The 19,515-nt window shown below is 30.8% G+C and carries 19 protein-coding genes and 1 pseudogene; all 20 read left to right on the top strand.

What is annotated here, in order from left to right:
• Positions 1–2,022: a ferrous iron transport protein B gene (feoB, locus tag J2Z38_RS09710; RefSeq protein WP_019117881.1), complete on the top strand. Its 2,022-nt coding sequence runs from the start codon at positions 1–3 to the stop codon at positions 2,020–2,022.
• Positions 2,023–2,554: 532 nt separating this feature from the next.
• Positions 2,555–2,971, top strand: coding sequence for a sigma-70 RNA polymerase sigma factor region 4 domain-containing protein (locus J2Z38_RS09705; protein WP_002416386.1), 417 nt, complete (start codon positions 2,555–2,557; stop codon positions 2,969–2,971).
• 86 nt (positions 2,972–3,057) lie between these two features.
• The gene (locus tag J2Z38_RS09700; RefSeq protein ID WP_002416385.1) at positions 3,058–3,432 is read left to right on the top strand and encodes a hypothetical protein; all 375 of its coding nucleotides are present in this window, start codon (positions 3,058–3,060) and stop codon (positions 3,430–3,432) included.
• Positions 3,433–3,746: 314 nt separating this feature from the next.
• Positions 3,747–5,387 (top strand): MobQ family relaxase, encoded by a 1,641-nt coding sequence (mobQ, locus tag J2Z38_RS09695; protein ID WP_209775079.1) that lies wholly within the window; start codon positions 3,747–3,749, stop codon positions 5,385–5,387.
• 73 nt (positions 5,388–5,460) lie between these two features.
• Positions 5,461–5,634 carry a hypothetical protein gene (locus J2Z38_RS09690; RefSeq protein WP_002416383.1) on the top strand — a complete coding sequence of 58 codons (174 nt, stop codon included), beginning with the start codon at positions 5,461–5,463 and terminating at the stop codon, positions 5,632–5,634.
• 182 nt (positions 5,635–5,816) lie between these two features.
• Positions 5,817–6,344: a PcfB family protein gene (locus tag J2Z38_RS09685; RefSeq protein ID WP_209775078.1), complete on the top strand. Its 528-nt coding sequence runs from the start codon at positions 5,817–5,819 to the stop codon at positions 6,342–6,344.
• Between the two features lie 122 nt (positions 6,345–6,466).
• A complete protein-coding gene (locus tag J2Z38_RS09680; protein ID WP_209775076.1) occupies positions 6,467–7,201 on the top strand; it encodes a phage replisome organizer N-terminal domain-containing protein in 735 nt (244 codons plus the stop codon).
• Positions 7,202–7,359: 158 nt separating this feature from the next.
• Positions 7,360–7,545: a transposon-encoded TnpW family protein gene (locus J2Z38_RS09675; RefSeq protein WP_002416380.1), complete on the top strand. Its 186-nt coding sequence runs from the start codon at positions 7,360–7,362 to the stop codon at positions 7,543–7,545.
• Between the two features lie 11 nt (positions 7,546–7,556).
• Positions 7,557–8,372 (top strand): annotated as a pseudogene (locus J2Z38_RS09670) (VirD4-like conjugal transfer protein, CD1115 family); the annotation flags it as partial.
• Positions 8,373–8,528: 156 nt separating this feature from the next.
• Entirely contained in the window at positions 8,529–9,392 is an 864-nt protein-coding gene (locus J2Z38_RS09665; RefSeq protein ID WP_209775075.1) for an Abi family protein, read from the top strand.
• A 190-nt stretch (positions 9,393–9,582) separates the two neighbouring features.
• Positions 9,583–9,906 carry a hypothetical protein gene (locus J2Z38_RS09660; RefSeq protein WP_002838912.1) on the top strand — a complete coding sequence of 108 codons (324 nt, stop codon included), beginning with the start codon at positions 9,583–9,585 and terminating at the stop codon, positions 9,904–9,906.
• Positions 9,907–10,122, top strand: coding sequence for a Maff2 family mobile element protein (locus tag J2Z38_RS09655; protein WP_002838961.1), 216 nt, complete (start codon positions 9,907–9,909; stop codon positions 10,120–10,122).
• Position 10,123: 1 nt separating this feature from the next.
• Positions 10,124–10,987 carry a VirB6/TrbL-like conjugal transfer protein, CD1112 family gene (locus J2Z38_RS09650; RefSeq protein WP_004838430.1) on the top strand — a complete coding sequence of 288 codons (864 nt, stop codon included), beginning with the start codon at positions 10,124–10,126 and terminating at the stop codon, positions 10,985–10,987.
• Positions 10,988–11,004: 17 nt separating this feature from the next.
• Complete coding sequence (locus tag J2Z38_RS09645; protein WP_000702456.1) at positions 11,005–11,262, top strand: hypothetical protein; 258 nt, start codon at positions 11,005–11,007, stop codon at positions 11,260–11,262.
• Positions 11,262–11,600, top strand: coding sequence for a PrgI family protein (locus J2Z38_RS09640; RefSeq protein ID WP_002838958.1), 339 nt, complete (start codon positions 11,262–11,264; stop codon positions 11,598–11,600). Before J2Z38_RS09645 ends, J2Z38_RS09640 begins: the two co-directional genes overlap by 1 nt.
• Complete coding sequence (locus J2Z38_RS09635) at positions 11,597–14,092, top strand: VirB4-like conjugal transfer ATPase, CD1110 family (protein ID WP_209775073.1); 2,496 nt, start codon at positions 11,597–11,599, stop codon at positions 14,090–14,092. The genes J2Z38_RS09640 and J2Z38_RS09635 overlap by 4 nt, the downstream gene beginning before the upstream one ends.
• A complete protein-coding gene (locus tag J2Z38_RS09630; protein WP_004828995.1) occupies positions 14,064–15,029 on the top strand; it encodes a DNA-methyltransferase in 966 nt (321 codons plus the stop codon). The genes J2Z38_RS09635 and J2Z38_RS09630 overlap by 29 nt, the downstream gene beginning before the upstream one ends.
• 9 nt (positions 15,030–15,038) lie before the next feature.
• Positions 15,039–18,002: a C40 family peptidase gene (locus J2Z38_RS09625; RefSeq protein ID WP_209775072.1), complete on the top strand. Its 2,964-nt coding sequence runs from the start codon at positions 15,039–15,041 to the stop codon at positions 18,000–18,002.
• 20 nt (positions 18,003–18,022) lie between these two features.
• On the top strand, positions 18,023–18,280 hold the full coding sequence (locus J2Z38_RS09620; RefSeq protein ID WP_004837916.1) for a hypothetical protein: 258 nt from the start codon (positions 18,023–18,025) through the stop codon (positions 18,278–18,280).
• Positions 18,277–19,515, top strand: a 1,239-nt coding sequence (locus tag J2Z38_RS09615; RefSeq protein ID WP_209775070.1) for a leucine-rich repeat protein, incomplete at its 3' end; no start/stop codon positions are given. The genes J2Z38_RS09620 and J2Z38_RS09615, both read left to right, overlap by 4 nt.

Genomic DNA, 19,515 nt, shown 5'->3' with positions numbered 1-19,515 from the left:
ATGAAGAAAATAACGATTGCTTTGCTGGGGCAGCCTAATTCTGGAAAATCGACTTTGTTTAATGGGTTGACAGGCTCAAATCAACATGTTGGAAATTGGCCGGGTAAAACCGTTGAGAAAAAAGAAGGCGAATTTTCGTATAAAGATACCAATTATACGATTGTGGATTTACCAGGAACTTACGGATTATCAGCAAATTCAGAGGAAGAAGTTATAACAAGAGAATATATAGAAACCGGGAACGCAGACCTAATTGCTATTATGGCAGATGCTTCACAATTAAATCGAAGTCTATTTATGCTCTCTGACTACATTGGAATAAATATTCCGGTTGTCTTAATCATGAACATGATGGATGTTGCTACAAGTCAAGGGAAAAATATAAATATAAAGGGGTTACAAAAATCCTTGAATATACCTGTCATTCCTATCGTTGCGGCAGATAAAAAGGAATACAAAGAGTTTTATGCTTTTCTGGAGCATTCAGATAGAGGAAAAATTTTATCTGACGAAAATTTAGAAAGGGCATATGAAAATATTGTTGGAGATAACTATAAGCTATTAAAAAAACATATCCCTGATAAAGGTATAGGTGTATTTTCAAAGTCGTGGATTATCGGAAAATTATTAGATCAGGATGCAAAAGTAATTGCGTTAGTAAAAGATAATGTTGAAAAAGTCGAATTTGAAGAAATAGAGAACGTATTAAAAAGCATAAAAAATGGCAATTTAATAACCGGTAATTGTAAATTTGAATGGATAGATAAACTTATCAATGCAAATGTTATTCAGAAAAAGAGAGTATTTAAGAGAAGCAAATTTGATCGTATAGCCACAAGTAAAGCTTTCGGAAAACCTATGGCTATCGGAGTTATCATTTTAGGATTAGTTGCTTCTATGCTCATCGGATTTCCGCTAATGGGGTTATTTGGGTTTGTTATACCTAAAATATCAACATTGTTGGCAAAGGGGCTTGTCGCCATTGGAGTATCAAATTGGCTGATTTCACTTTTGTGTGGAGCCGTAATGACTGCAATTACTTTTGCATTGCAAATGGCAAGTTATGTATTGGGAATTAGCTTAGTATTTGGATTCTTGGAAGATGTAGGATATATGGCAAGAGTTTCCTATGTCTTTGACAACACTATGTCGAAATTAGGATTGCAAGGAAAAGCAATTATGCCGTTCTTGTTAAGTTTCGGCTGTAATATAGGTGGAATCACAGGAACGAGAGTAATTGATTCATGGGGACAGAGGGTTATGACGATTGCATTATCTTGGGTAGTCCCTTGCGGGTCAACATGGGGAGTAGTCGGGCTTGTTACAGGAACATTCTTCGGAAAACAGGCAGTATTTGTGATATTAAGCCTATTTGCAGTTGCTTTTCTACATTTACTAATCACATATAGGATTTTCAGAAAATCGCTTTATGAGGGAAGTGAACATTTTGGAATGATTATGGAACTTCCACCATATCACAAGCCACATTGGAAAAATTTACTTTCTTCTGTAATGAATAGGATGGGAAATGTACTGAAAAGGGCATTGAGTATCATTATCCTTATTTCTGTTATATTTTGGATTCTTGCCTATACGCCTGATGGAAATATAGCTAACAGCCTTATTTATAAAGTAGGAACATTTATAGAGCCTGTAACAAAATTGTTTGGGTTACCATGGCAATTATTTATGGCTTTTGTTGCTTCTGCAATGGGAAAAGAATCGGCATTAGGAGTAATGGCATCATTATTTACTTCTTCAGGAATATGGCATGCAGTTGAGGTTAAAGGGACAGTAGATACCGCTATTCTAAGCAATAATATGTTGACAATGATTTCAAAGCCGGAAGCCTTAGCATTTACTTTTGCCTTTTTCTTCAATATGCCTTGTTTGATGGCTCTTGCAGCTACCGCACAAGAAACACATTCAAAAAAATGGACGATAAAAATAGCACTGTATTATATATTATCGGCTCTAATTATATCTTGTGTTGCATATCATATTGGACTACTGATTTTTTAAGGTGTGATAAGTATGCTTATACAACTATTAGAAGTATTGAAAAAGAAAAAGACTTGCACTTTGCAAGAACTTGTTGAACTGACAGGTGAGGATTTAGATAGTGTAAAAATGAAAATTGAATATCTCGAAAATAATGGATATTTGGTAAAAACTAAAAGGTCTGCAACAAGTAAATGCCAAAGTCAATGTTCGGGATGCTCGAATTGTGTTGTTAATCAAGATGATATTTGGATTGTAAAAGAGTAGTTTGGTTAAGTACAGAATCAAAGAATGGAGGTTAAAATGTAGCTAAGCAATGGAGGGATAAATAATGAAAACACTAAATTTTGTTATTCACATAAGATATATTTATCATTTTTTATGCTTGGAATTGCTTACACGTAGCAATAACACTTTACCAGAAACAACAAAATAGAAAATCATATAAAATATTAGTTTTTAAGCCGAGAGGACTTTTTACGTCAAAGTGTAGAAGTCCTCCTTTTTTATTCTCAAAAAGCAAAACAGAGAACTTAAAAAGGAGGATAACACAATGCCTAATAAGGAATATTACCTTTATGTCAAAGGGGAAGCTATACCCATAAGTGAAGAAGTCTACAAAGCCTATTGGAAGATAACAGAGCATGAAAAATATCTTCAGAAAAAGGATTGCAAGTATGGAGTTATTCCATTTTCATCATTAGATCATGATGGACACTTTGTAGATAACATCATAGATGAAAAAATAGACTTAGAAAAAATTGTAGAAGTCAAAATGCAAATTGAAGAACTGCATAAGGCATTAGCTACACTGACAAAAGAAGAAAGAGAGTTAATGGAAGCCATCTTCTACAGAGAAGAAAGTCTTAGGTCAATCAGCAGAAAAGAGAAAGTTACACATCAGGCAATCGGACAAAGGAGGGATCAAATTTTAGAAAAACTAAGAAAGATTTTAGAAGATAAAATCTAAAAAATGATGAAAGGTTAAGTATCAAAGAAAGGTGCTTAGCCTTTCTTTGTTTGGAACACAACAATATTGAAATGGAGGAATGAAAAATGAAAGAGTTAGAAAATGTAATGAGCCAGTTGGAAAAAGAAACTAAGAAAAAAGAACAGGTAGAAAACAAAATTAAGCAACTAAGACAAAAGAAATCACAGCTAAAAAGAAAGGCGGACACGAAACGAAAAGTAGAAAAAGGAGGCGTGTTTGAGAAATTTGAAAAACAGATAACCGGAGCAGAAGAAAGTACCGACAATGATTTAATCTATGCCTTTTTAGATTATGTACTTTCCGATAATCGAAATAGAGAAAAGCTAAAAGAACTTACAGAAATTCATTTAAAAGAAAAAGAAATCTCTTTAGAAGAAAATCCAAATCTTAAAGAGGAAAATGCAAATGATGATTTTGAAGAACTGACAGAGGAAGAATAAGGAAAACAGAAAATGTATTAGAAACTGAGATGGAGCAAAGTGAGAACATTTTAACACTTTGCTTTTTTGTGGATTTGAAAAATCTACAAAAAACAAAGTTCACAGGGGTCTAAGGGGGAGTAGCCCCCTTGAACAAATAAAAATGCTTTAGCGTTTTCGTTTCCTTAGCGGAGCTATAAGCTTTCCGCAGGAACGCAAAGCACCGTAGTCAAACGGTGTATCTTTGCGCCCTTTGAAAAAGGGAGCGAAGATACGACCTGAACATTAGGATAGTAAAATCCCAAAATTGAAAACAGATAAAGGAGGAAAAGACAATGGAAATCAAAAGTTTGCATACCCATGTAGATATTGTGGCAAGGTCAAAAGGGCATAGCGTGATTGCAAAAGCTGCATACAATGCAAGAGATAAATTACAAGATGAATACTATGGAAAAACACATGACTATTCTAAAAAAGAAGACCTTGTATTCTCAAAAATATTTCTGCCGGAACATATCCCGAAAGAGTTTTCAAACAGAGAATACCTATGGAATGAAGTTGAGAAAATCGAAAAAAGTAAAAATTCACAACTTGCAAGAAATCTGCTCTTTACACTTCCAAGAGAATTAAATGAACAGGACAGAATAAAGTTAATCAGCGAATTTATAGAAGAAAACTTTACTTCTAAAGGTATGATAGCAGACTGTAATATTCATAATCCTATGGCAAGCGATCATGAAGAACAACCACACGCCCATATCCTACTTACCCTTAGAGAAATAGACAAAAAAGGGAATTGGAAACCGAAATGCAGAAAAAAATATATCCTTGATGAAAACGGAGAAAAGATAAAACTGAAAAGTGGAAACTATAAATCAAGAAAAGTAAATTTGAACGATTGGAATGAACCTGACAAAGCAAAAGAGTGGAGAGAAAACTTTTCAAAGAAAGCAAACGAATACTTGGCAAGAAACAACATAAATAAAAGGATAGATCCACGCACCTTTAAAGAACAAGGCAGAGAAGAACTCCCGCAAATTCATTTAGGCACAAGCAGTTATCAGATGGAGAAAAAAGGCATACAGACAGAGAGAGGAAACCAAAACAGAAAAATCATCGCCTTGAATTTAGAATTTAGAAAATTAAAAGAGGAGCTATCCAAACTTACGTCTTGGATAGGCTCGTTACTTGGAAGTCTGCAAGTAAAATATGATGAATACAAACAGGAGAAAAAAGAAGAATATGAGAACAAGGCGGAACTCTTTAATCTCTATGAGTACATCAGTATTTATTATGACTTACAGGGAGAAAAAGCAAGAAAGTTAAATCCCTATGCAAGCAACAAAAAGATAGGTGCAGACCTAAGACGATTTTCCAAAGCAAGAATATATCTGAAAGACAACAATCTTAAAACCATAGCCGACCTACAAGAAAAGATAAGCACATTACAATCCCAAAATAAGAAGATTAGTCAAGACATTAAGGCGAAAACCACAAGAATAGAAAACTTAAATAAATGCTTTGCCTATGCGGACATCATCAAGGATAACAAAAAAGTCTTTGAGGAATGGAACAGTAAATCCCTATTCAAAGACAGCTTTTACAATTCCCATAAAGACGAGATAGATAAATATAAAAGAGCAAGGGCAATCCTTGAAAAAATAACAGGCTCATCAGCTATTAAATCTAAAAATTGGCAAAGCGATATACAAAGTCTTGAAATTGAAATTACTAAGCTAAATAAACAAGCTCAATCTATTAAGGAAGAATACGAAAATATCAATCATATCAAATATGCAGCTAAGACTGTAAATGATGATTATGGCATAGACCTAAGTATTGAAATTGACAAGGCAATCAAGAGAGGAGAAAAAGAAAGTATCATAGAAAAGATAAAAGAGTATAAGCAAGATAGTGATAGTTTTAATAAAAAAAGACAAATGACTAAAGACTATTACAAAAATCAAGAAAGATAAGACCTGGTAAAAATATCTTATCCAAGCTATAATATGACCAAGAAAATAAAGGCAGATCGAGGAGGTAATAGAGATGAATAAAAGGCAAGAGATAATAAATGAACTCATAAAAGCAGATCAAGATGGAACATATAAAACCTACAAAAGCACAGAAGAAATAAAATCAATGAACAATGAGGAAATACAGATTATATATTCCAACATGAAAAACTATCTATCAGACAAAAGAACACACACAAACTACTAAAGGTGGAAAAGCAAAATAAGAGCAGAAAAACAATAAAAGGTACAAAGACCTAAGAAAGATATAAAAACATCAAAATAAAGCATTCCACCACCAAGAACAATAAAATAAAAACAAGCAAAGGGAAGTATAGAAAAATTAAAGCCTATACTTCTCTATTTTATTTCAAACAAAGGAGAGAAAACATGATAAACGAAGAAATAAGCAAAGAAGCAGGTCAAGCAGCACAAACCATAATAACATACACAATAAAGGCAGCAAAAGAATCAATCAATCTTGAAAAAGAAATAAGAAAAAAGATGAATGATACCTTAGAAAAAGCAAATGGAAACTTAAAAAGTCTTATGGGAGATAAAATGAAAATAAAAGACTTATATAAAAAAGGACAACTAGAAAATATAAGCATAGATCAAAGCGACCTCAAAGACTTAAAAAAAGAACTAAACAAACTTGGAGTAAGTTTTTCAGTAATGAAAAACAAAGAAACTAAAAACTATGAAGTATTTTTCCAAGCCAAAGATATAAAAGTAATGGAATATGCCTTTAAGCAAGTCATAGCCAAAGAAAATAAAAAAGAAAAGGAAAGTATCCTAAAGCAAATAAAGAAATACAAAGACCTATCCAAGAACAAGGATAAGGCAAAAGAAAAAGTAAAAAGGAAAGTAAAGGAAAAAGTAAAACCAAACAAAAAAGATATGACCAGAGAAATCTAAGGGAGTAACGAAAAGTTACACCCTTAAATACAATAACAAGACTTCCGAAAAGCAGAAGTCCAGAATTTAAGAAAATCGGAAATCAAGAATTTCGATTATCGAAAATCAAGAAAGGAGCAGATATGGCAACAAACAAAAGATATTATTGGATAAAATTAAAAGAAGAATTTTTCACAGACAAAAGGATAAAAAGGCTAAGGAGAATATCGGGAGGAGATACCTACACGATAATCTACCTCAAACTTTTATTACTAAGTCTAAAAGATGAGGGCAAACTATATTATGACGGAGTAGAAAGTGATTTTATAAAAGAGTTAGCACTAACCATAGATGAAACAGACGATGATGTAATGGTTACAGTTAATTATTTAATCAACCAAGGCTTATTAGAAGTTGTAACAGAAAATGATGAATACTATTTAACTGAAATACCAAACTTAATCGGATCAGAAACAGCCTGGGCAGAGAAAAAAAGAAGATACAGACAAAATAAACAGAGGACATTGTCCTTAATGAGTCCAACCCATGTCCGACAAGAGATAGAGATAGAGAAAGATATAGAGATAGATAAAGAGAGAGAGGGAGAGATAGAAAAAGATAAAAAGTCCACCCCCATCTTTTATGGAGAATACAAAAATGTAAGGCTAAGCAAAGAAGAATATAAAAATCTAAAAGAAAAATTAAACTCACACACAGAAATAATGATAAATAAACTATCCAGATACATGGAAAGCAGTGGTAAGACCTATCAAAACCACTATGCGACAATCTTAAAATGGTATGAAGAAGACAAAGAAAAACTAAGACATCAAGGAGGAAATAAAAAAATGAACTATGACATAGGCGAATCTTTATAGATAAAAAGAGGTGGAAAGCCACTATTAAAGACTTTAAGTCTAAAAAGGTATCAAAGTATGCCAGATATAATAAAAATATAAATATGACACTTTAAAGGCGATTAGAAAATTAAAAATCTAATCGTCTTTTTTATCGAAACAAACAGGAGGAAAAATATATGCACGAAAATAAAAATGAACAGAATACGGGAACAAAAACCATAAAGAAAATTGGTAAAGCAACCTATGAGGTTGTTGTTCACTTTAATGAAAATGCAACGGAAACAATGCAAGACAAATTAAAACGCATAATGATTAGAGAAATGGAGAGAGAAAAACATCAAAAAGTCGATAAAAATGATTAGAAAGTCCTTGACAAGTTGTTACAGGAAAAACTGCCAAATCAATCCTTATATCCTGTGGAGCAAGGCTTGCTCCATTTGATATTCAGGAACTTAGGGACTTAATGAAAGAAGATGAACTGGAACTTGATACACTTGGAGAAAAGAAAACAGCTTTATTCGTAATAATATCGGATACAGATGATACATTTAACTTTGTAGTATCAATAATGTACTCACAATTATTTAATCTATTATGTGATAAAGCAGATGACGAATATGGCGGAAGACTTCCTATTCATGTGAGATGCCTACTTGATGAATTTGCAAATATCGGCTTAATTCCAAAGTTTGAAAAGCTGATAGCAACTATTAGAAGTAGAGAAATATCAGCTTGTATAATATTACAAGCACAATCACAACTAAAAAGTATCTATAAAGATAATGCCGATACCATAGTTGGCAATTGTGATTCTACATTATTTTTAGGAGGCAAAGAAAGAACAACATTAAAAGAATTATCTGAAAGTTTGGGAAAAGAAACAATAGACCTATATAATACATCAGAAACAAGATCGAATCAAAAGAGTTTTGGTTTAAACTATCAAAAAACTGGAAAAGAATTAATGAGCCAAGATGAAATAACTGTAATGGATGGTGGGAAATGTATCTACCAATTAAGAGGAGTTAGACCATTTCTTTCAGATAAATTTGATATAACCAAACATAAGAATTATAAGTTCCTTGAAGATTATGACAAGAGAAATATATTTGACATAGAGAAATACCTACAGAGAAAAGATGAGGTTAAGTTAAAAGAGAGCATGGTAGTTGAAATACTAGATGAATAAATTTAAAATTAAATAAGAAGTAAGATAGATATTTAGGAAAGATTAAAAGGAAATACTTGACAAAAAATATTTTATAACATATAATAATGTCAACAGTACCCGACACGCCTCTTAACAATGCGGACCAAGTCGGGTCATTTGATTTTAGGAGAAAAAATGAAAAAAATTCATCAAGAACCGATTAGTATAGAAAATCAAGTAAAAAACTTAATAGACTTAGGACTTTTAGTAGAAGATAAAACTTATGCTAAGAAAATTCTTGGAAGAATATCCTATTATAGGCTGATTAAAGCTTATAGTATCACATTAAAAAAAGATGGAAGATATATATCAGGAACAAGTTTTGAAGATATTGTAAGTTTATATAAATTTGATAGAGAACTTAGACAGCTTATATTTGAAACAATAGAGCATATTGAAGTTTCTTTAAGAGCAGTTATCACAAACTATTTTTCTTTAAGATATGGGAACTTTTCATATAAAGATATGAATAATTTTGAGAAACAAAAGGAACAAGAAAGGGTACTAGAAGAATTAGCAAGGGAAGTTAAAAGAAATAGACGCTCACCATTTATAAAAAACTTTAAAGACAATTATGAAGGTGGAGAAATTCCACTCTATGCAGTGATAGAAGTAGCAAGTTTTGGAACTTTATCTAAAATGTATAAGAATATGAAAAATGAAGATAAAAGTAAAATTGCAAAAGTCTTTCATACAGACTACCATTACTTTGAATCTTGGATAGAAAATTTTGCCTATATAAGAAATATATGTGCCCATTATGGCAGGCTATATGGAGCAAAGCTTACAAAATCACCAAAGCTATATAAAGAATATTTAAAAAATAATATTTCAAACAATACAATATTTGCTACATTAGTTAATCTTAAAATAGTTTCTGAAGAAGAAAATTACAAAAAATTTTATCATGATCTAACAGCACTAATATCAAAATATGAAAATATTGAATTAAGACATGTTGGCTTTATAGAAAACTGGAAAGAATTACTAAAACCATAAAATTAAATAGAGAAATCTACACCGAAAAAAACATTTCGGTGTTTTTTTATGCCCAAAGGAGGAAGAATGAAAAATATACGAGATGAGCCGAAAAAATAAGATACAGAGAAAAATGAAATATTAATGAATTAGAAGTAGAAGCGATAGAGAAAACTATCGCTTTTTTTATGGAATAAAGGAGATAGAACAAATGGAAAGAGAAATGCTAAATATTAATGGAAATCTAGTAGGAGAAATAAAAACAACTGCAATAGATACAAAGGAAGGAGAAAAAGAGGTAGCTAACTTCACAATAGTTAGAAAGAACAAAGAAGAAGGAAAGGTTAAAAAAGAATATATCTACTGTAATCTCTACGGAGAAAAGGCAAAAAGTGTGAAGGAATTTAAAAGTGGAGAATACATCCATATTTTTGGATATTTTAAGGAAACAAAAAAAGAAGACAAGACATTTAAAAATTTTATAGTAAAGCACATAAATAAAATTGAAAAAGAAGAAAAAGAGGAGGAAATATAAATGGAATTTTTTACACAAGCAGTAAATGTATTAAAAATATTAGTTACAGCAATTGGTGCAGGGCTTGGAGCATGGGGTGTTATCAACCTGATGGAAGGTTATGGGAATGACAACCCTGGTGCTAAATCTCAAGGTATTAAGCAGCTTATGGCTGGAGGGGGAATTGTACTCATAGGTTTAAAACTAATACCGCTATTAGCAAACGTGTTAAAATAAAATGTTTAATATAGTAGATAAGATCAAAGAGTTTTTTTCGGAGATACTTATTGATATGATCAAGGAAAATTTAAGCGGAATGCTCCTTGATATAAATGATAAAGTATCAACGATAGCAAATGAGGTAGGAAAGACTCCGAGTGGATGGAACTCGGAGGTTTTCCACTTCATAAAGTCTATTTCAGAAAATGTTATACTTCCCATAGCAGGTCTTATCATAACGGCTGTACTATGTATTGAATTAATTCAAATGGTAATGAACAAAAATAATATGCATGACACAGATACCTTTGATTTTTTTAAATATATGATAAAAATGTGGATAGCAGTATGGCTTGTATCTCATGCTTTTGACTTTTCTATGGCAGTATTTGATGTGGCACAGAATTTAATAGGAAAGGCAGCAGGTGTGGCAAATGCTAGTGCAAAAGTTTCTCCAGGTGATATAGCTAATATGGTAGATAGCCTAAAAGGAGAGTCAATAGGAAAATTAATGACTATAGTACTAGAGACATCAATTGTAAAGATGATAATTCAAGGGATATCAATACTAATTACAGTTATTCTATACGGCAGGATGATAGAAATATATATTTATACTTCAGTTTGCGCCATACCTTTTGCCACAATGGGCAATAAAGAATGGGGAAGTATTGGAACAAACTATATAAGAGGGCTCTTCGCACTTGGCTTGCAAGGTTTATTCCTACTTATATGCGTAGGAATTTATGCCGTACTTGTTAAGACTTTAAATATATCAGACATACACAAAAGTATTTTTGAATTACTAGGATACACCTTAATACTTGGTATAACTATGATGAAATCAGGAAGTATTGCAAAATCAATTTTAAATGCTCATTAATAAAAAAGGAGAAGATGATGAAAATTAGAAGAAAAAAGGACAAAAAAATTAATTTAAAAACACTTGGAACAATAGGACTCCCAATACTTTTAATAGGGGGATATATTACAAGAGAAATACAAAATAGAATGATTATAAGAAAAACATTGGAAGTTTTAGATAATAGAGAAGAAACGAATGAAAAAGTCTTAGAAATAGCAGTGAATATGGGAAAATCATTAGAAGATCTGAACAGAGAAGATATATATGGCTTTTACTTAGAGGGTTTAGAATAATGGCTTATGTAAATGTCCCAAAGGACTTAACAAAAGTAAAAACAAAGGTAGCTCTAAATCTAACAAAAAGACAATTAATTGGCTTTACAATTGCAGGTCTAATAGGCTTTCCAGTATATTTAATGGTAAAAAAAGTGCTTCCTAATGACCTATCTATGTTAATTATGATAGGTGTGTCTTTTCCTATAATATTTGCAACTCTTTATGAAAAGGACGGGATCTATTTTGAAAAATATTTAAAGTATATTATAGATAAGAAAAGACAGACAAGTATAAGGATATACAAGACAGAATGTATTTATGATATAAAGAAACAAAGAAAGGAAAGGAGTAAATGAATCAAATACAGAAAAAACAACAGAAAAAATTAAATCAAGAAAAAAGAAATTTAAAAAAACAAAAAGAAGATTTAAAAAGCATTAGTATAAGTCAAAAAAAGATGAAAAAAGCAAATATTTCTAAAGAAAAAGGAAAGCCCAAAAAGAAGCTTTCCTTTTTTGGTGGAAAGAAGAAAAAGAGCGTTCAGGAAACAATCCCTTATTTAAGAATGTTGAGAAATGGGATTTGCCAAGTTGAGAAGAACAAATTTAATAAAATGATACGTTTTTTAGATATTAACTACCAGCTTTCAACAGAAGAAGATAAGGAAAGTATATTTAATGAATTTTCAAGTTTTTTAAACTATTTTGATCCAAGTGTTGATATAGAACTTTCATATATTAATCGCATAGGAAAAAATGAAGAAGTAGAAAAAAATATCAATGTTCCGGATAGAAACGATTCATATAATGAAATACGAAAAGAGTACAGGGAAATGCTAAAAAATCAGAGTCAAAAAGGAAATAATGGACTTACTAAATATATGTATATCACCTTTAGCTTACAAGCACAAGATTTAAAAGAGGCAACTACAAGACTTGAAAGAATGGAAATGGATATATTAAATAACTTTAAGCAGATGGGAGTAAAAGCTTATGTATTAAGTGGATATGAAAGGTTAAAGGTTATTCACGATATATTAAATCCGAATAAGAATTTTGTTTTTTCCTTTGAAGACCTAAAATATAGTGGACTATCTACTAAGGATTATATAGTACCAGCATCATTTAACTTTTCATCTAACAATCAATTTAAAATTGGAGAATACTTTGGAGAAGTAAACTTTCTACAAATTCTAGCACCTGAATTATCAGATAGATTATTATCAGAATTTTTAGGAGTTGAAGAAAATATGATTGTAACATTTCATATAAATTCCATTGATCAAACAGAAGCTATAAAGATGATTAAAAGAAAAATAACAGACTTGGATAAAATGAAAATTGAAGAAAATAAGAAGGCTATAAGATCAGGATATGATATTGATATTCTTCCAAGCGATTTAATTACCTATGGTAATGATGCTAAGAAACTGTTAGTAGAACTTCAAAATCATAATGAGAGAATGTTTGTCATAACTATTTTGTTTACAAATATGGAAAAAAGTAGAAAGAAATTGAGTAATATAATCTTTCAACTAAATTCAATAGCAGGTAGACATAATTGTGTATTGAAAAATCTTAACTATAGACAGGAACAAGGACTAATTTCCTCCCTGCCACTTGGAAAAAATGAAATCGAAATAAAAAGAGGACTTACAACTAGCTCTACAGCAGTCTTTATTCCTTTTACAACAGAAGAGCTGTGCTTAGAAGGAGAGAGCTTATACTACGGATTAAATGCTTTAAGTCGTAACATCATTATGACAGATAGAAAGCTTTTAAAGAATCCAAACGGTTTAATACTTGGAACGCCTGGTAGTGGTAAATCTTTTTCGGCTAAAAGAGAAATTACCAATGCTTTTTTAATCACACAAGATGACATCATTATATGTGATCCGGAAGGGGAGTATGGAAATTTAACTAAGGCACTAGGTGGAGAAGTTATAAAAATATCGCCAACAAGTAAGGATTATATAAACCCGTTGGATATAAATGTAGACTATGCCGATGAAGACAATCCCTTATCTTTAAAGTCTGACTTTATTCTTTCACTGTTTGAACTTGTAGTAGGAAAGGAAGGGTTAAGTGCAGAAGAAACTTCAGTAATTGATAGATGCCTTCCAATATTATATAAGAATTACTTCGACAATCCTATTCCTGAAAACATGCCAATTTTAGAAGATTTATATAATTTACTTTTAAAACAAGAAGAAAAGGTAGGGAAAAAATTAGCAGTAGAAATGGAAATTTATGTCAAAGGTAGTCTTAATGTATTTAACCATAGGACTAATGTAGATACAGGCAATAGAATTCTTTGCTATGACATTAAGGAATTAGGAAAGCAACTTAGAAAAATAGGTATGTTAATTGTTCAAGATCAAGTATGGAACAGAGTAACTATTAATAGGAATAAGAAGGAAACCAGATATTACTGTGACGAATTCCATTTGCTTTTAAGAGAAGAACAAACAGCCTCATATTCCATAGAAATCTGGAAAAGATTTAGAAAATGGGGTGGGATTCCAACAGGATTAACACAAAATGTAAAGGACCTTTTAGCCAGTCCTGAAATAGAAAATATATTTGATAACACAGATTTTATCTTAATGCTTAATCAAGCTAGTGGTGATAGGGAAATTTTAGCGAAGAAGTTAAATATATCTCTTTATCAGTTATCCTACGTAACAAATTCCAATGAGGGAGAGGGATTACTATTCTACGGAAACACAATAGTACCTTTTGTAGATAGCTTTCCTAAAGATACCAAATTGTATAAGTTAATGACAACTAAACCAGAAGAATTAAAGGAAGGGATAGAAATTGATAGACAGAGAGAAGTTAAAAACTAACTATATTATTAATTTAGATGCAATTTCTGCTCTAAAGGAATTTCCAGATAAAACATTTGATTGCTGTATTACATCTCCTCCATATTATGGACTTAGAGATTATAAAGCAGAAGGACAAATTGGAAGAGAAGAAAGTCCGGAGGAATATTTAAATAAATTAATTGAAGTCTTTAGAGAAGTAAAAAGAGTATTAAAAAAAGAAGGAACACTTTGGATAGTTATTGGAGATTCTTATGCAGGCACAAGAAGCAAAAAAGAATATAAAGATCCTAAAAACATAGAAGGAAGAAGTGGTCAAAAAGAGTCTATTACAGAAAAACTCAGTGGCTACAAGGCAAAAGACTTAATGGGGATACCTTGGCAACTAGCTTTAAAATTAAGAGAGGACGGTTGGTATTTAAGAAGTGATATTATTTGGCATAAGGAAAATGCCATGCCTGAGTCTTGTAGAGATAGACCATCAAGATCCTATGAACATATCTTCCTACTATCAAAAGCAAGAAAGTATTTCTATAACTTTGACGCTATGAAAGAACCAATAAAAGAAATAAGCAAAAAAAGATATATGAGGGCAAGGGGAAATAATAATAAGTATTTACAAGAAGGCACAGGAGCTAAAAGACAGAGCATAAATGAAGCAAGAGAGTATGGAGAATATATAGGAGATAATGTCCCTAAGTTTAGAAACAATAGAGATATTTGGACTATTAACACCAGTGCGTTTAAAGGAAAACACTATGCGGTATTTCCACCAAAACTGGTAGAACTTTGTATAAAAGCAGGATGTCCTAAAAAAGGCTTAATTCTTGATCCTTTTATGGGTTCAGGAACTGTTGGAATGGTAGCTATTAGGATGGACAGAGAATATATTGGAATTGACATAAACAAAGACTACTGTCAAATAGCTAAAGAAAGGATAGAGAAAAATATGAAATAGGAGGTATATATGAAAAAGAAAGGGAAAGTAAACCCAAGAGATGTACCAAAGACCAAGCTTATATCAGAAAAGAAAGAAGAAAGCAATGAAAAATCCAGTAGTACAGAGAGACCATCAGATTTTTCAAAAAAAGAAATTAATAAAGAAAAAAGCAAGAACAACATAGACAATAATGCTGAAGACTCTAAGTATTATTCATCTCATTTGCAAGAAAATAGTCAGGATTTACTCAACGAAAAAGATAAGTCAAATAGAGGAAGAAGACAAAGAAAAAACCATGAGGAAAAATTTTCAGAAACTTTCTATCATAATGAATATCAGCCAGAATATTCACAACAGCAGCATAGAAAAATGGAAGAAAATGAGGAAAGTAGATATGGTGAATATTACGGGCAAGAAACAGAATACAGGCTAAGTAACTTTAAAGAAGATTTTAATGATAGACCAAATTCAACTAGCTCTAATTTAAAAAGTAGCACTTCTCCCCAAAAAAATTACAAGGGGAATAGTAATTTAAAATGGAAGAAAAACGTTGAGAATGAAAGTTTTAATGATGTGCCAGAGAAAAAAATAAGGAAATTTAGAAAAGAAGATAAGAATTTTAATAGAGAGGTAAGTTCAACATATGATCCCTTATCGCAGGACTCAGATAATGATGGTGTCATAGATCGCTATGACATGAACTTTAGTGATAGCAATGTATCATATAGGGACACAAGAGATGACTATAAGTATTTACCATCTTCTGATGTGCAAAGAAAAAATTGGGATGGTTCTTCTATTCTTGGTAATAAAGGGAAAGAAAGCTTTCAAAAAAACACCTTAAAAAAACTTTATCGATCTCAAAGTCAGTTTAAGGACAAAGGGGAAAAAGCAGAATTAAAATCTTTAAATGGGAAGTTTAGAAGAAAAGACTTATCATATAAGGCAAATGAAGAAGATAAAAAAATAATTCAAGATCTGAATACTAATAAAAAACAAAATAGCAAATATTTCAAAGTCAAAGTTAGAAATTTAGAAGAAAAAAATATGCTAATAGGTAGGGTTTCTAGTGGGAAATTTAGACAGGATAGCCTATCTGAAGGATTTAAAAGTGAATCTGAAAAAAATAAAGATAAATATAATATAAATAAAAAGAATCAAGAAAAAATAGGCACGAAAAAAGAAATTTTCAAACAGGAAAAAAACGTAATAAAAAATGAGAATCTTGAAGTAGATGAACTTGATTTAAATCATAGTGGAATTTCTAATAAAAACAAGGGAAAGAAAAGACAAATAAAAGACGCTTTTGATAATACTATAAAGAAAAGCAACTTTGATTCAAAGAAAGAATACACCAGGACAAAAAAAGAAGTACAGGATTCTAAAAATGTATCTGAAGAAAATAAGGTAGATACAAAAAATAAAACTAAATTCCATTCTAAAAAAGATAACAAAAGTGAAAAAGATAAGTTTTATAAAAAGGAAGATAAAGTATCAAAACTATATGAGAAAAAGAATAAAAAGGAAAAAGAGTTAATTAAGGATAAGAAAAAGTCAAAAAAAGCGGGTTTAGAAAAACCTATTACTTTTGCGAGTGCTATGACGGCAAACTATCTATATAGTGGGAAAGATGATAATGCAGGCGTTAACGCTGCTTATAAGCTTAGTAGAACTACCGAAGTTGTAGGTAGAGAAATTAGCCATTTTAGAAGAAAAAAACCTTTAAAAACTCAAAGAAAAATAAAATCTTTAGAAGGAAAAATTTATAAGAAAGAAAGTAAACTCCTCTTTCAAAGAAATTTTGAAGAATTGAAGAAGACTAAAGCTTATCAAAACTCTAATAAATTGAATCGATTTTTTATGAAAAAGAAGTTTCAGAGAGATTTTAGGAAAAAACAAGGGGAAGGTTTAGTAAATAGAATAAAGAAATCTTTCGCTAATATTGGAAAGAAAACATTGGAAGTTTTAAAAAACAAAGGATATAAGCAAATTTTAATTGCCCTTTGTATTTTAGGACTTTTTTTTATGCTATTTCAAGGAATTAGCAATGTTGGCAGTCTTACTTCAGGATTAACAAGTAATGTTATAGCTACAAGCTATCTATCAAAAGAAGAAGTTTTAATGGATATTAATAATGAATTTACAAGTTATGAATATGCATTACAAGATGAAATAGATAGTATTAAAGAAAATTATCCAAATTATGATGAATATCATATAAAAGGAGATTCTGTTGGTCATGATCTACACGAGCTTTTTAGCTATTTAACAGCAAGATATGGAGAGATTAAGTCAGCTGAAGAGATACAAAAGGAATTAAAAAAACTATTTAATCAAATGTATGAGAAAAAATATACTTCAAAGTCTATTACAAAATATGACAGTGAAGGAAATCCATATATCTATAGAATTCTAACCTTAACTATAAAAAAGAAAAGTATTGATGAAATAGCAAGAGAAGAATTTGCAAACTATGAAACAAATATGGCTCATTATTTAGCATTACTTGATAGTCAGGGAAATATGAGTGGATATTTTGGATCAAGCTATGGGAACTTGGGAGAGATTATAGACAATCCAAACTTTGGAAATCCCGGTCTTGCTTTTGATTCTGAAACTGCCAAAGCCTTATTTAATGAAGCAGAAAAACATATAGGCAAAAGATATGTGTTTGGAGCAAGTGGACCATCTAACTTTGACTGTTCAGGTTTTGTATGTTGGTCATTTACAAAGTCTGGTGTAAAGAGAATGCCAAGAACTACAGCTTGGCTTATTTATAAAAACTATTGTAATCCAATATCTCCAAGCGAGGCAAAACCTGGGGATATTATTTTCTTTAAAGGCACATATAATTCCGGTACGCCAATTTCTCACGTAGGGATATATGCCGGAAATGGAATGATGCTCCATGCAGGAGATCCTATCCAATATACCAGTATAAACTCAAGATATTGGAAAAATCACTTTTATTCCTTTGGTAGACCAAAATAAGGGGGAAGGAGTAAAAATCTATGAATAAAAAATTAATCAGAAACATAGAAAAACAGAAGAATTTAAGAAAGAAAAAAGAAGAAATTGAAATAGAACTTCAGTTATTAGTAGAGGAACAAGAAGAAATAGAAAATTTAGAGGTCATCAAGGAATTTCGAAGTCAAAAAATATCTCTTGATGAATTTTTATTTATTGTTAGAAAAAATAAGGAAGAAGAAAATAGAGAAAGACAAGAACTTAAAAGAAAAGATACAAATGAAAGTGAGGAAAATTTATGAAAAAAATAACAAGTGGAATTTTAGCTGTGATAATGCTACTTGTAAGTCTAGTGAATATAGTGGCTGTAAGTCCTGTATATGCAAGTACAGATTATAAGGTAGAGTGGACGGAAGATGATTTTATGTATTCCTCTAAGGGAAATATAATCGCCTTTAGTGATAAGGGCTTAGAAAAGAAAGAAAAGACAAATGTTCTAGTATTTCCTGAAGGAACGAAATCTATAAATGGAAATTATTCTTTAAGTCATTCAAACGATGAACTTAGATATAAAAGAGAATTTGGACGTGGAAAACATTGGGATAAAGTAATTGTTCCTGATTCTGTTAAGCATTTAGGTTATGCTGCCTTTTACGAAGCAAGTATAGACGAGGTAAAACTATCAAATAGTCTAACTTATCTTGGTGGTTTAGCATTTTTCAATTGTGGACTTAGAGAAGTAACTTTACCTGATACTTTGGTAAATATTGAACATAATGCTTTTGAAAGAAATAACCTCCAAGAAATAACTATACCGAAGTCTGTGAAGACAATTGAACAGTATGCTTTTTCAAGAAATAAATTGCATACTATAAAAGTTTTAGGCAATCCAAATATTAACAGTAAGGGAGTATTCCATAATCAAGAAGTTGAATATAGACCAAAACAAAATCCATTTTACGAAAATCATTTTGGTTTCAAGGGAAATCAAGGATTCAAATCTATTCCTAATGGATTGAGGTATGAAAATGGAGAGTTTGTCTTTGATAAGAATGTAGATAGTGTAGAACTTGAATTTGATTATAACAATGATATGTATCAAGGAAAGATGACTATTTACAATCCAAATAAATATTCCATTGATACTCAAACAGATTTAACAGGGCAAGATATTGATGAAAAGGACAATAAGATTGATGATTTAACTAAAAACATTAAGGACTTAGAAAATCAGATCAAAGACTTAAATGATAAGAAACAAGAAGACCAATCAAAGATAGATGAATTAAAGAAAAAGTTAGAATCTTGCAAAGATAATGGAGAAAAACTAAAACAAGAAAAGTCTAAGCTAGAAGAAGAGATTAGAGATAAAGATAATAAGATTGCCCAATTGAATAAAGAAATTGAGGAACTTAAAAATTCTAACAATGATGAACTAATAGCAGAAATTACTCAGCTTAAAGATGAATTAAAAAGATTACAAGATGAAAATGCAAAACTAAAAGAAGATTATTCATCTACAAAATGGGAGTTAGAA

Origin of the sequence: Anaerococcus degeneri (assembly GCF_017874475.1) — a bacterium.
GTDB classification, from domain to species: domain Bacteria; phylum Bacillota; class Clostridia; order Tissierellales; family Peptoniphilaceae; genus Anaerococcus; species Anaerococcus degeneri.
This window is presented reverse-complemented; position numbering and strand designations above follow the sequence as displayed.